The organism is Candidatus Protochlamydia sp. W-9, assembly GCF_001950615.1.
Taxonomy (GTDB): domain Bacteria; phylum Chlamydiota; class Chlamydiia; order Chlamydiales; family Parachlamydiaceae; genus Protochlamydia; species Protochlamydia amoebophila.
Map to the genome: position 1 here is coordinate 38,263 of NZ_BCPZ01000086.1, position 14,750 is coordinate 53,012.

Annotated in this window: 9 protein-coding genes and 1 pseudogene; 9 read left to right on the top strand and 1 reads right to left on the bottom strand. The window is 36.2% G+C overall.

Annotated features, from left to right (window positions below; all coding sequences use genetic code 11):
• Positions 1-31: 31 nt before the first annotated feature.
• From gyrB to BU804_RS02415, 9 genes are all read left to right on the top strand, one after another.
• Complete coding sequence (gene gyrB / locus BU804_RS02375) at positions 32-2,539, top strand: DNA topoisomerase (ATP-hydrolyzing) subunit B (RefSeq protein ID WP_075882830.1); 2,508 nt, start codon at positions 32-34, stop codon at positions 2,537-2,539.
• Positions 2,540-2,626: 87 nt separating this feature from the next.
• A complete protein-coding gene (gene gyrA / locus BU804_RS02380; protein WP_075882831.1) occupies positions 2,627-5,197 on the top strand; it encodes a DNA topoisomerase (ATP-hydrolyzing) subunit A in 2,571 nt (856 codons plus the stop codon).
• Positions 5,198-5,199: 2 nt separating this feature from the next.
• Positions 5,200-5,877 carry a dTMP kinase gene (tmk, locus tag BU804_RS02385; protein WP_075882832.1) on the top strand — a complete coding sequence of 226 codons (678 nt, stop codon included), beginning with the start codon at positions 5,200-5,202 and terminating at the stop codon, positions 5,875-5,877.
• A complete protein-coding gene (locus tag BU804_RS02390; protein ID WP_075882833.1) occupies positions 5,874-6,983 on the top strand; it encodes an AAA family ATPase in 1,110 nt (369 codons plus the stop codon). Before tmk ends, BU804_RS02390 begins: the two co-directional genes overlap by 4 nt.
• A 603-nt stretch (positions 6,984-7,586) precedes the next feature.
• Positions 7,587-9,014, top strand: coding sequence for a DUF7507 domain-containing protein (locus tag BU804_RS02395; RefSeq protein ID WP_075882834.1), 1,428 nt, complete (start codon positions 7,587-7,589; stop codon positions 9,012-9,014).
• Between the two features lie 91 nt (positions 9,015-9,105).
• Positions 9,106-10,200: a DUF7507 domain-containing protein gene (locus BU804_RS02400; RefSeq protein WP_075882835.1), complete on the top strand. Its 1,095-nt coding sequence runs from the start codon at positions 9,106-9,108 to the stop codon at positions 10,198-10,200.
• Positions 10,201-10,399: 199 nt separating this feature from the next.
• Positions 10,400-11,455 carry a chorismate-binding protein gene (locus BU804_RS02405; RefSeq protein WP_158024999.1) on the top strand — a complete coding sequence of 352 codons (1,056 nt, stop codon included), beginning with the start codon at positions 10,400-10,402 and terminating at the stop codon, positions 11,453-11,455.
• Positions 11,452-13,017: a 2-succinyl-5-enolpyruvyl-6-hydroxy-3-cyclohexene-1-carboxylic-acid synthase gene (menD, locus tag BU804_RS02410; protein WP_075882837.1), complete on the top strand. Its 1,566-nt coding sequence runs from the start codon at positions 11,452-11,454 to the stop codon at positions 13,015-13,017. Before BU804_RS02405 ends, menD begins: the two co-directional genes overlap by 4 nt.
• On the top strand, positions 13,017-13,727 hold the full coding sequence (locus BU804_RS02415) for an alpha/beta fold hydrolase (protein WP_075882838.1): 711 nt from the start codon (positions 13,017-13,019) through the stop codon (positions 13,725-13,727). Before menD ends, BU804_RS02415 begins: the two co-directional genes overlap by 1 nt.
• A 162-nt stretch (positions 13,728-13,889) precedes the next feature.
• On the opposite strand, the pseudogene BU804_RS14470 reads toward BU804_RS02415, so the two are convergent.
• Positions 13,890-14,426, bottom strand: a pseudogene (locus BU804_RS14470) (transposase); the annotation flags it as partial.
• Positions 14,427-14,750 lie beyond the last annotated feature (324 nt).

Below are 14,750 nucleotides of genomic sequence, written 5' to 3' on the forward strand. Positions count from 1 at the left end.
GAGATAAAGTTTCAATATTTAAGGTAATCGAATGTCTCAAGATACACTTAGTTCAGATAAACCCAAGATTCAACTCAAAGAGTACGATGCTAGCTCCATCACTGTTTTAGAAGGACTTCAGGCTGTTCGAGAACGCCCTGGTATGTATATTGGTGATACAGGTGTCAATGGTCTTCATCATCTTGTCTATGAAGTAATAGACAATTGTATAGACGAAGCAATGGCTGGTTACTGTACAGCTATCGACGTTGTTTTACATAAAGATAATTCTATTAGTATTGAAGACGATGGACGAGGGATTCCAGTTGAACGCCATGAGAATGAGTCTCGCAAGCAAGGAAGAGAAGTGTCTGCCATAGAAGTTGTTATGACTATTCTGCACGCCGGGGGTAAGTTTGATAAAGATACTTATAAGGTTTCAGGGGGCTTGCATGGCGTCGGTGTTTCTTGTGTGAATGCTCTTTCAAAAAAAATGATCGTGCAAGTTTGTAAAAATGGCCTTATGCACGAAATTGAATTTTCTCAAGGGAAGGTTGTTAAACCAGTTCAAGTAATTGGAGAAACGACAAAACGAGGAACTAAAGTTTGGTTTTGGCCTGATTCTGAAGTGATGACAACAATTGACTTCGACTATGACATTTTAGCTAAGCGATTCAGAGAATTAGCTTTTTTGAATAAAGGAATTAATATTTTCTTTAGAGATGAAAAACATGCTGAAAAAGAAGATGTCAATTTTTGCTATCAAGGGGGGTTAAGCTCATTTGTTTCTTACCTCAATGAAAATAAAGAACCTCTTTTTCCTAATCCTATTTATTTTCATGGGGTAAAACCTGGGGATGATGCTCCGATTGAATTTGAAGTTGCAATGCAATGGAATGATGGATATTCCGAAACCATTTTTTCTTATGTAAATAACATTCCAACAAGGCAAGGTGGATCCCATTTAACTGGTTTTTCTACAGCTCTTACCCGTGTTTTGAATAATTACATTAAAAATCATAACCTATTGAAGTCGGATAAAATCTCCATTAACGGAGAAGATATGAGAGAAGGATTGACAGCTGTAATTTCTGTCAAGGTCGCTAATCCTCAATTTGAAGGGCAAACAAAACAAAGACTTGGTAATAGTGATGTAGGTTCTGTTGTTCAGCAAATTGTCGGAGAAGAGTTAGCGATATTTCTCGATGAAAATCCTTCCATGGCTAAATTAATTACAGATAAAGCTATCATAGCGGCGCAGGCACGTGAAGCTGCTCGCAAAGCAAGGGAATTAACTTTACGTAAATCAGCTTTGGATAGTGCGCGGCTTCCTGGAAAATTGACTGACTGCCAAGAAAAAAATCCAGCTCTCTGTGAAATTTATATTGTTGAGGGGGATTCTGCGGGTGGTTCTGCTAAATCTGGAAGAGATAGGCGTTTTCAAGCAATCTTACCGATTCGAGGAAAAATTCTAAATGTTGAAAAAGCACGTTTAGAAAAAGTATTACAAAACACTGAAGTAGGAACCATGGTGGCTGCTCTTGGTTGCGGGATTGGGAAAGACGGTTTTAATCTGGAAAAACTTCGTTATCATAAAGTCATTATCATGACGGATGCGGATGTAGACGGATCTCACATTCGTACACTCCTTTTAACTTTTTTTTATCGTCATATGCCGGCGTTGGTAGAAAACAATTTTATTTATATTGCTCAACCTCCTCTTTATCGTGTGTCCCGTAAAAAAACGAGTCGTTACATACACTCGGAAAGAGAAATGGATGATTATTTACTAGAGCTTGGATTAAGCGATATACAAATAAAGCTAGCTTCCCGAGAAAATATTTTAAGTCTGGAAGAAACTAAAAAACTAGTTTCTACAATTTTGAATGTTGAGATTTTTATAGATCGCATAGAAAAAAAAGGAATTCCTTTTAGAGAATTTTTAGCTTTAAAAAATGAGAATGGTCTACTTCCTCGTTTTCAAATGAATTTAATGGAGGGAGCTCGTTTTGCTTATTCAGAAGATGAATTTGTAGCTTTGAGACAGTCTGAAGAAGAAAGTCAACGTCAAAGACATCAAGAGACGCTAGCTTCCATTCCAGCAGATGAAATTACTCCTGAAATGCGTACTTTTAAACCTAGCCGACTTCATTTTATTGAGCTTTATGAAGAAGGTGGAATTGAAGATATTCAAGAACCTTTACAAGAATATGGACTGGATTTTAGTTACTACATGTGTGCAAATGGAGTGATCTTGGATATTGTGGAAGAAGGGGGGAAAACTTACACTTATTACACACTACGCGAAGTCATTGATTTTTTGCGAAATAATGGACGTAAAGGAATTGAAATTCAACGTTACAAAGGTCTTGGCGAGATGAATGCGGACCAGCTTTGGGAAACCACAATGGATCCTGTTAAGAGAACTCTTATTAAAGTGACATTACCGGATGTAATTGCAGCCGATCACATGTTTACGATGTTAATGGGAGAAGATGTTCCTCCGCGACGTGCTTTTATTGAACAACATGCTCTGTCAGTTAAAAATTTAGATGTTTAATCGTGAATCAGTTCACTTTCTTTTAGTCACAAAACTTGTTGATGCGAGTGATAAAAGAATTTTGCAACTGGCCTAAATAGAGGTTATATGTCCTACACTAAAGACGAAGTCATCGTTTCTCGAAACGTAGAAGATGAAATGAAAGATAGCTATTTACGCTATTCAATGTCAGTCATCATTTCTCGCGCTCTTCCGGATGCACGTGATGGTTTAAAACCCTCTCAGCGTCGAATTCTCTATGCTATGCGACAACTTAATCTAGGTCCTAATGGAAAGCATAGAAAATGTGCCAAAATTTCGGGTGACACGTCGGGTGACTACCATCCACATGGAGAAATGGTCATTTACCCAACTCTCGTTAGAATGGCTCAGAAGTGGATTATGCGATACAATTTGGTAGATGGACAAGGAAACTTTGGTTCTGTTGATGGAGATCCTCCGGCTGCGATGCGTTATACTGAAGCTCGTTTGACAACAGCAGCTGTCCAACTGATGGACGATTTGGATAAAGACACTGTCGAAATGGTTCCTAACTATGATGAGACTAAGAAAGAACCTACTGTTTTTCCTTCTAAATTTCCTAATCTTCTTTGCAACGGTTCATCTGGAATTGCGGTGGGGATGGCTACGAATATTCCTCCTCACAATTTAAATGAGTTGATCAAAGCAACATTACTCTTGTTAGAAAATCCTACAACCTCAATTGATGACATTATGAAGGTGATGCCCGGCCCAGATTTTCCGACAGGAGGGATGATTTGCGGTTATCGAGGGATTAAAGAAGCTTTCCATACAGGAAGGGGAAAGCTCATTTTAAGAGGAGTCATTCGAGTTGAGGAAAACGAAGATAATCCGGATCGTTCTCGTTTAGCCATCGATGAAATTCCCTACAATGTAAATAAATCCCGTTTAATCGAACACATTGCAGAACTCATCAATAATAAAACAATTACAGGGATTTCAGATTTACGCGATGAGTCCGATAAAGATGGAATGCGTATTGTTATCGAATTAAAGCGTGGAGAAGTTCCAGAAGTCATTATCAATCAGCTTTATAAGTTTAGTGATTTGCAAATTACTTTTGGATGCAACATGCTTGCATTAGATAAAGGTTTACCTCGTACCATGAATGTTAAACAGTTAATTTCTGTTTGGATTGAACATCGCATTGATGTGGTACGTCGACGTACTCGATTTGAGCTTAATAAAGCAGAAGCGCGAGCTCATATTCTAGAAGGATATTTAAAAGCAATTGATCATTTAGATGAAGTTGTTCGTCTGATTCGTGCAAGTAGTAATCGGGATGAGGCTCGCATTGAATTAATAAAACACTTTGAATTCACTGAACGTCAAGCCAATGCAATTTTAGATTTAAGACTATATCAGTTAACTGGGCTTGAAAGAGATAAAATTAATGATGAATATCAAGAATTGTTAAAAAAGATTGATTATTTACGAGCCGTTTTAGCAAGCGAAGCAATGGTTAAAGAGATTATTCGTGAGGAGCTATTAGATATTCAAAAGCATCATAAATCTGAGAGACAGACACAAATCATTGCGGCAGAAAGTGAAGTCAATATGGAAGACTTAATCGCGAATGAGCCTGTGATTATTACAATTTCTCAAGATGATTATATTAAGCGTATGCCTGTCAATACATTTCGTGAGCAACGAAGAGGTGGCCAAGGCGTGACAGGAATGCAGCTCAAGCGAGAAGAAGATGTGATTAAGGGTCTATACGTTGCAACAACGCACGATTATTTGCTCATTTTCACTAATCTAGGTCGTTGTTATTGGTTAAAAGTATGGCAAATTCCAGAAACGGGACGCAAATCCAAAGGAAAACCTCTTATCAATCTTTTAGAAGATATTCGTCCGGAAGAAAAAATTGCGACTATTCAACGCGTCTCTTCTTTTGAAGAAGAAGCGTGTATTTTGATGGCTACTAAGCGTGCTGTTGTTAAAAAGTCGCTTCTCAATGAATTTAGCAACCCCAGAAGAAAAGGGATTTGGGCTCTTGACATCGATGAAGGAGACGAACTTGTTGCCGCTCGCCTTGTTAAACCTGAGCAGCAAGTAATGCTTTTTACTCATCAGGGGATGGCAGTCCGTTTTGAAGAAAGCAACGTTCGCCCAATGGGAAGAACAGCACGCGGAGTCAAAGGGGCAACCTTACGTGGTGAAAATGATTATATCGTAGGATGTGAAGTTGTTAACGGTGATGAGTCTATCTTAGTCGTCTGTGAAAATGGCTTCGGTAAACGTTCTCAGGTAGATGATTTCCGCCAAACAAATCGAGGTGGGGTAGGAGTTCGCTCTATTATTACAAGTGAACGTAATGGGAAGGTAATCGGAGCTCTCTGTGTCACAGATGAAGATGGCATGGTTATGATGTCTGCAACTGGACAAACAGTTCGTATTAATATGAATGATCTTCGGGTCATGGGGCGCAATACGCAAGGCGTCAAATTAGCAAATTTAAAAGAGAATGATTATCTTGTCGCTATTCAGAAATTACAAGGTAGTGAAAATCAAAGTGAAGAGTTATTAGCTTCAGAAACAATTGAACCTAACGAAAATAACGTTTCTTTTGAACCATCAGAAATTAAAATGTCAGTAAAGCCCAGCTCAGAAAAAATTACTGATCAATCGGAATAGTCATGTCTTCAACGAAATTTAAGGGGTATTTTATCACAATCGAAGGAGGAGAGGGGTCTGGTAAATCGACTCTTCTCAACCAACTAGGAGACTATTTTCGGAATAAAGGGTTTGAAGTCATTCAAACACGTGAACCTGGAGGAACAAAGCTTGGTGAATCAATTCGACATTTGTTGTTGAATCATGAGGATAGCATCTCTATTGGACACCAAGCAGAATTATTATTATTTTTGGCTGCAAGAGCTCAACATGTTGAAGAGTTAATTCAACCAGCGCTTAAAGCTGGAAAAATTGTGCTTTGTGATCGTTTTAATGATTCTACGATTGCTTATCAAGGAGCAGCACGAAGTTTAGATGCTAAAAAAATACAAAATTTTTGCCAACTTGTTTGCGCAGAGATACTTCCTGATTGGACATTATTTCTAGATGTGTCTCCAGAGATTGGCTTAGCACGTACTCAAAAAATCCAAAAAGATCATGCGCAAATGGGGCAATTAGATCGCATCGAATCCGAAAAAATTGAATTTCACGAACGTGTTCGTCAGGCTTTTTTATCTCTTGTCCAGCAAGAACCTCAGCGAATATATCGTATTGATGCTAATGAAAGTCAATCAAAAGTTTTACAAAAAGCGCTTGAATTTTTAGAAGAGCAATGGCCTGACTCGGAGTTGAAAATTTGAACAAATTTCCCTCTTCTTTTTCTTTTCTCGTTGGTAATGATCCTATTAAAATTTATCTGCAAAGAATGCTTGTAAAAAAAGCTATCGGAAATTCTTTACTTTTTGCTGGACCAAATGGAGTTGGGAAAGGGCTATTTGCCTATGCATTAGCGAGTCAATTAATCTGTGAACAAGAAGAAAAAAATAAGCATAAAATAGAAAGTGGGTTGCATCCTGATATTCATATTTATCGTCCTGAAGGAAAGTTAGGCCTACATAGTATTCAGTCGCTTAGAGAATTAAGTGAAGAAGTTCACTTACCTCCTTATGAAGCCCCTTGGAAGATTTTTATTATTCATGATGCTGAACGCATGTTGAGTGTTAGTGCTAACACGCTATTAAAAACTTTTGAAGAGCCTCCACCAAAAACAGTGATCATTCTACTAAGTCAATCACAAGCAGCCCTTTTACCAACAATTGTCTCTCGTTGTCGAACACTTCATTTTCAACCAATTCATGCAAATGAAATTGAAAAAGTATTGGTCAAACGAATGTATTTAGAAACTGAATTTGCTCAAAACATAGCAAGCTTATCACAAGGATCTTTAGGAAGAGCTGTTCAATTGATTCAAAAAAAAGGGGATGAAAGTCGTATTTTTCTATTGAATACACTTTCCCAATTGCCTTTAACGAGTTATAAAGAATTTACTCAAATTGTTGGAGAATTAGTGGCACAAATTGAACTTTCTAAAAAACTCTTTGAAGAAAAAGCCAAAGAGGAATTTCTAAAGTTATTTAGTGAGCAATTATCCACAGCGCATCAACAACATCTTGAAAAAGAAATCGAGGGAAGGTGCACGCAGATTTTTCTACAAGACGTAGAAACTTTATTTGATCAACTTTTCGCTTGGTATCGGGATTTGCACCTCTTACAACTGACTCAAAACAAATCATTGTTAATTCACAGCGATTATGCTGAAAGCATTGAGCAGATATTACAAAGAGGAAAACTTTTACCCTTAGAAATAGTTCAAAAAAGTATTGAAGAAGCCCGTCTATTACTTCAACGTTCGACATCTTTAAATATTTGTTTAGAAAATTTATTTTTAAAATTGGCCTGGATTTAACATCTTTGACCTTTTTCCATTATTTCGTACTTAGAGAAAGTTTTTAAGTTAAAAGTTTGATTATAGATCTTTAATGTTTATTGTTAAAATTTATTTTAAATTATAAAAACAAACATTAATATTACTTTTGTAGATGGAATATAATCACAGGGAAACTGACTATTTCTAATAGCCTCGTTGCTACTGCGATGGTTTTGGCTAAGTAGTTTTTACTGGATAAAAATTTATGAGGTTATCGTACTTCTAATAGTTTTCTAGAACAAACTGGATACTACAGATGTATTGAAATGAAAAAATTCCCTCTGCAGGAGAAATTCCAACTGAATATAAAATTTTTTTTCAATGTTTAGATTGAAGAAACTTGTTGCCAAAGTTTCTGGTTATCATATAACAGAGTATCGCATTCATAATCGCCACAAACACCGGCCTTATACTTATTACATGGCTTCAGAGGACCAATTTGGAAAAATGTCGGCGGCCGATTTCAATAAAAATTTATAGCAAAAAATAATTAAACGAAGAAATTAAAGATGAAATTTGATATGGGTTTTCAAAAGTTCCGTATACTTCGCGAAGCTAAAAAATCCATATCAAAGGAGAACAATGAAAACCTATTTCATCTATCCAACCAGATTATCGACTTTTTTATTGTTTTGGGTAAGTCTATTACTTAATCAGTATTTGAGTGCTTCAACATCTGCGCTTGAGACAAACCACCTTTTATTAGACTCCAAATCCTATCTTGAGCAAGAAGAGCCTTTCAATTTAACGATCACTGCCGATCATTCCACTTTTGTAAAAACGGGTCAGGTCATTAATTTTACTTTTGTTGTATCAACAACTTCACCTACTTTGACTTTCAAAGATGTCAACGTCACTTGTCAGTTGTTGGGATGGGTTGTTCTGCTCGACCAAAAGACAGTTAGCCTTAACCAATCAGCAACAGGTTCTGGCCTCTATCTTGCCTCGGCAGAGGATATCAGCCAACAAAAAATTGTCATCACCGCACTAGCGGTAGGTTCTACAGAGTCAGGTGAGACATTTACTGCGTCGGCTTCTCTCACTTTACCCTATGTTCCGCTTAATTTGACAAAAGAGGCTAGTCCTATGCTATTTTCTACTATTGACGAGAAAATCACTTATACTTATCAAGTCACGAATTTAGGAGATGAGAACTTTCAATCCGTTGAAATTGAAGACGATAAATTAGGAACTATGAAAATCGCCCCACTCTTAGAAGTAGGTAAATTAGCGACTTTAACGCAAACTTATCATGTGACTCAATCAGATTTAGATGCTGGAGAAATCGTTAATATTGCCCGAGCATCGGGTAAAAATCAATTTGAGGGTGAAGTATTTTCTAACAACGTGACATGCGTTGTCAATGCTCAAGAAACGTTTGATTTTGCATTAGCTAAAACAGCTGTTCCGGCAGTTATCAGCACCATAGGAGAAATTATTAATTATCGATATGATTTAACCAATCAGGGGAATGTGACCCTTGAAAATATTGTAATTGAAGACGATAAAATCTCATTTGTCAATCTTCCTGTTACAACATTACTCCCTAGACAGTCTTTGACAACTACTGCCTCTTATGTAGTCACTGAAAGTGATATTTTGCAAGGAAGCATTACGAATATGACAATTGCTAGAGGAACTAATATGCGTTTAAACCCGATTCAATCTAATTCAGCAATAACGACTGTGATGGTTGATGAAACTCAGACAATATTACCACCTAGAGATTTACGGGGTTATCGAACTTCTAATCAATTTGTCAATCAAACGGATTATATTGACGTGTTGCAATGGCAAATTCCCTCTGCAGGAGAAGTTCCAACTGGATATAAAATTTTTTCCGATGTTGGGTTAAAGAAACTTGTTGCCAAAGTTTCTGGTTATCATATAACAGAGTATCGTATTCATAATCGCCACAAACATCGGTCTTATACCTATTACATAGTTTCAGAGGACCAATTTGGAAAAAAGTCGGCGCCGATTTCAATAAAAATTTATAGCAAAAAATAATTAAACGAAGAAATTAAAGGCGAAATTTGTTATGGGTTTTCAAAAGTTCGTGTGTTTCGCTAAGCTAAAAAATCTATATCAAAGGTGAACAATGAAAGCCTATTTCATCTATCCAACCAAATCATTAACATTTTTATTATTTTGGATAAGTCTATTTCTTAATCAATATTTGAGTGCTTCAACATCTGCGCTTGAGACAAACCACCCTTTATTAGACTCCAAATCCTACCTTGAGCAAGAAGAGCCTTTCATTTTAACGATTAATGCTGATATCCCTTCTTTTGTAAAAGTGGGCCAAGTAATCGGGTATACATTTATTGTATCTACGACATCATCAACACAGACATATACAAATGTCACTGTAAGTTGTCCATTGCTGGAAGGAGACATTCTTCTTGACCAAACAACAGTCAAAATAGATCAACCCGCAACAGGGATGGGCGAATACGTCGTGACACAATATGATATTGATCTAAAAGAAATTGTTTGTGGTGCAATAGCAGGAGGGGACACAAGTAATGATAATACAGCGGTTGCAAACTCTTCAATCACTTTGCCATTTCTTCCTCTTAATTTGATAAAGAAAGCTAACCCTACGCTATTTTCTGCAGTTGGTGAGCTAATCACTTATACTTATCAATTAACTAATTTAGGAGATGAAGAGATTGAATCTATAAAAATTGAGGATAATAAAATTCCCTTTGTCAGTCTTCCTAGCACAACATTATTCCCTAATCAATCGTTGACAACTACAGCCTCTTATGTAGTCACTGAAAGTGATATTTTGCAAGAGACTATTACGAACACAGCCATTGCCCAGGGAATTAATTTGAACTTAAATTTGGTCAATTCTAATGAAGTATTAGCAACTGTGACGCTCAATCAAAACCAAGTAATTTTACCGCCAAGAAGTTTACATGGTTATCGAACTTCTAATCGATTTGTTAATCAAACGGATTATATTGACGTGTTACAATGGAAACTTCCTTTAAGTGGCGAAAGTCCTATTGGATATAAAATTTTCTCTGACGAAAATCTGAAAAAATTGGTCGCGAAAATTCCTTATAATACAACTGAGTATTATATTCATAATCGCCGTAAACAGAGTTCTTATACCTATTATATTGTTTCCGTCGATCAGTTTGGAAGGGTGTCGTTACCTATTTCAGTAAAGATAAAACCTTAAAGTTAGTTGATTAATGCCTAAATTAATTGGTAAAACATAAAAAATATATCGTTAGGTAGAATTAGGATTTTTTTCCTCGTTGAAATTCAGTATTTATGCTGATATTTTGATAGAAGCAACTTTTGAAAATAGTAATTGATTCATAACCTGAATAATCTTTTGGGTTATGATCTTTAAATTGATTCTTCAGAGGAATTTTGTGATAATAAATCAACGGTTTTTGAAGTCAGGAGCTATCGCAAGTCTGAGTCCAGATTTGATTTTGGTGGCTTTTGGCTCTCGGCAATCATACGCTTCTTCTAAAAATTTGGATCCGACTATGCCGGCTTTCTATTATCCAGATTTTTTTTTGAAGTCTTCTTTTCCTTGGATTCAATTTTCTGATTGGAAAATAATTGAAACTAAATACTTAATCAACTTTTTGAATCCACCCGCTATTTTACGGCCGGAATGGATGATTGAAAATCAATTCTTATTTCAAGAAAACTTCTATCAATTAAAGCAATTATTCGAACAAAAACAATTAGAAAAAGCCGTTCCCTATATTTTTGCCCACTCTCATACAAAGATGACATTGAATCAATTAAAAACATCTCTTAAAAAAGCATTAGAACAGCTCTCTATATCATCCGTTCATTTATATGGATGTTGGGATAGCGAAAAAGGCATCTTAGGTCTAACTCCGGAAATATTATTTGAATGGAATAACCAAAATACCCATTTAGTCAAAACAATGGCTTTGGCAGGGACGAAAAAATTGGAAAATGCAAATCCTTTTTCATTAGATAGAAAAGAGTTGTTTGAACATCAGGTAGTTGTTGAAGGAATTTGTGAAAGTTTAGCATCACTTGGGAAAGTTTCTATAGGACAGCGACAGCTTTTACAACTTCCTATATTAACTCATTTAATGACTCCTATTGAAATGTCTTTGTATCAACCGACTTCTTTTGAAGTTCTAGTTAGAGCTTTGCATCCGACACCTGCTCTTGGAGCTTTTCCGAGACAAAAAGGAGAGGAGTGGTTGTGCCACTATCAAAACCAATTGGATCGAAATTCGTTTGGAGCGCCAGTCGGGCTCTGTTTTCCAGAAAAAGGAATTAAAAATTGTTATGTCGCTATACGCAATGTCCAATGGAATGATCAAGGAATGAAAATAGGAGCTGGTTGTGGTGTGGTATCAGAAAGTCAGTTAGATCAAGAGTGGGAGGAACTTTGTTTAAAATTACAAGCTGTTAAAAATGGATTAGATTTATGAATCATGAGTTGGCTTTACACGTTATTGAACAAGCCCTTCAATATGGAATCAAAGAATTTTGTGTAGCGCCCGGGGCTCGTAATGCAGCTTTCGTTTATCTTTTAGCGCAAATTTCAACTATTAAAGTTTATTATTGGAGTGAGGAAAGATCAGCGGCATTTTTCGCTGTGGGTCGAATTAAAGCCACTTATCAACCTATTGCTGTCGTGACAACTTCAGGAACAGCTGTTGCAGAGCTCCTTCCAGCAACCATTGAAGCGTATTATACAAGCCTACCTTTGCTGTTGATCACAGCTGATCGTCCAAGGCGATTTCGATTGTCTGGAGCACCTCAATCCATTGAGCAAGTAGGAATTTTTAGTTGTTATACAATTTTAGAGAAAGACTTAGCAGAAAATGAGTTTTTTCAACTTGATCAATGGTCAGGTAGAGGCCCTTGTCATTTAAATGTCTGTTTTGAAGAACCCTCCAAAAATGATAACCTGGAATGTGCTCGAAGTTTTTCGAGGGGAATTTTTACACCAAAACCTATTTTGTGTGATGATAGTCATTTACTCGATGAATTTATTCAAAAGTGTCAGTTTCCATTGGTGATTGTTGGAGCTTTAAATCAAAATGAAACAACACCCATTCTCTCGTTTTTACGCCATTTAAAAGCACCAGTGTATTTAGAGGCGCAATCAGGTTTAAGAGAAAACGTTTTGCTAGAAAATTTGAGAATCGAATCGATAGAAGATGCCTGGAATTGTTCGAGTCAGCATGGTTATCCTATTGATGGAATTCTTCGGATTGGAGGTATTCCAACAGCGAGATTATGGAGAGATTTGGAAGAGACAAATAACGTGAAGGTTTGCTCTGTTAGTGAAAATCCGTTTGCTGGATTAACGAACGGAAATATTATTCATACTTCTTTAAGAGAATTTTTTAAAAACTATAAACTCTCTTCTAAACCTATTTATTCTTTTCAAGCTTGGAAAAATGCTAATCGATCGTATCAATTAAAATTATTGAAACTTTTCGAAGAAGAGCCGCTTGCTGAGCTAAGCCTTTTTCATTTACTATCTAAAAAAATTTCGGAAGAATCGAAAATTTATGTAGGTAATAGCCTTCCGATTCGAGAGTGGGATCAAGCTGCAGACTGGACAAATAAACGCTTCCAAGTTTTTGCTAATCGAGGTGCCAATGGAATTGAGGGACAGTTATCAACATTTCTTGGATTGGCAAGTCCTGAGCAAAACAATTGGGCAATTTTGGGAGATTTAACCACTCTTTATGACATGATTGCCCCTTGGGTGATCCATCAAATTCAGCCACTAAAAGTGAATGTTGTGGTTGTCAATAATAGTGGTGGACAAATTTTTGCACCTAAATTTGCTCATCCGTCCTTTCTTAACTCCCATCAATTAAATTTTAAAGCTTTCGCAGATTTTTGGGGTTGGGAATACGATTGTTGGCATGAAATTCCTACAACTATTCTTGGTAGTCAAACAAGTCGATTAATTGAACTTGTCCCTGACCCCTCTGCTACAGATCGATTAAGAAAGAAAATGCAGAGGTTGTAATGGGGGATCTTCCTTATATTTTATGGGCAATTCCCGGCTTTTTAGGCCTTCCATCGGATTGGGACCTGTTTAAATTTACACAAATAAAAAAAATCGATGTGAACTCTTTTTCGTGTACAGATTTATCGATTTGGGCAGAGCATTTTAATGCATTTGTTAGAAAACAACCTCCTCATTTTCCTATTTTGCTCGGCTATTCGATGGGGGGAAGATTGGGATTACATGCGTTGTGTCAAGATCCAGTTTTATGGAAAGGAGGAATTCTGATTTCTACCCATCCAGGTTTATCTCAAGAAAACGAAAAAGAAAAACGATTGGATCAGGATGAAAAATGGGCCGTTCTTTTTGAAACTGAAGAATGGGAATCTTTAATAAAGCAATGGAATGCACAAGATATATTTGCGAAAGACCTCATTTTTTATCGTTTTCATAATGATTATCAACGGTCGAATCTAGCTATGCACCTAAGAAACTTTTCATTGGGGAAACAAGAAGATTTAAAAGAAAAAATAGGCCTAATTCCTTTTCCCATTTTATGGATGACTGGTGAGAAAGATAAAAAATTTTCTCAATTAGGCCAACAGCTTTATTTTAAACATCCGTTATCTTTCCACTTATCTGTTAAAGGAGCGGGGCATAGAGTTCCTTGGCTCTGTCCTGATATCTTTAAATTGCAGTTATCAATTTTTGTTGAAGCATTGACAATTTGATTTTATTCATAGGTTTTAATCAATTGTTGTGTAAGTAGAAAATTTCTTTCCATTTTCCTGAGCGATCAAGTGCAGAAAAAATGAAGAAGGCCAGTTTAACGTAAAAAACCCTCGAAAATATTCTAGGAACCTAGCAGCTTCGATTTCAATATTTGAAAAGAACAGGTGAGGATTGGATGGATTCAAGCAATAATTAGCAAGACCTGCCAATAGATGGCTAAGAAAGTTCCATCGACTTCGGTGCCGATGCTGTTCTCTCTGACAGCTACTTTTCAATAGAGTATTTACACTTTCAATCATAGCCCTCTTTTTCAACAAAGATCCCTCAAAAGTTAGCCGAAAGATAACTGACGTTAAACTGGCGTTAATTTAAATCTGTGAAAAAACCATCTTGAGGTTATTTTCCCTTTCTTTATCAAACCCTTGAAAACCTTATTCCTTTCAATGCGTTTGCTTATGATGGCAAACATCTATTGCGGTAGAATCAATAAAAACATTCCTTAAAATTAATTCTTGTTATTTCGCCTCTTACGCCTAGAAGTTAAGCAAATAAAAGAATAAAGAGATTCTTCTTTAAATAAGCAAAGCGGCTATAGCTCATTAAGCTTGGGAATTTTTTGTCTAGGTACTTACAACCTATCCATAGAAGGACTTAAATATTCGATAATGCAATTGATAAAATAAAATAATAATCCTCATTTAAACATTGTTTGTTAAAAATAAATATTTGAGAAAGGAATTTTAAAAATTGATAATCATATTCAGCAGCAGCTTTTTTTACAGCCTTTATCTAGACAGCAGACGGTAGCTAAAAATAGAGGCTTATTAATAGAGAATTAAATTTTAGTTCTTTAGTTTATGTTGTCCATTTTTGTTCGCCTTAAAATGCACTCAGAAGTTCTAGCCATACAACTTATTAACTTTACAGCAGCTATTTAAACAACAAATAAGGAAATATGGACTTGTCAATTTAAATTACACCTCATTTAATAGTGATAGCTATTATTGAAGTGTTTCGATTGT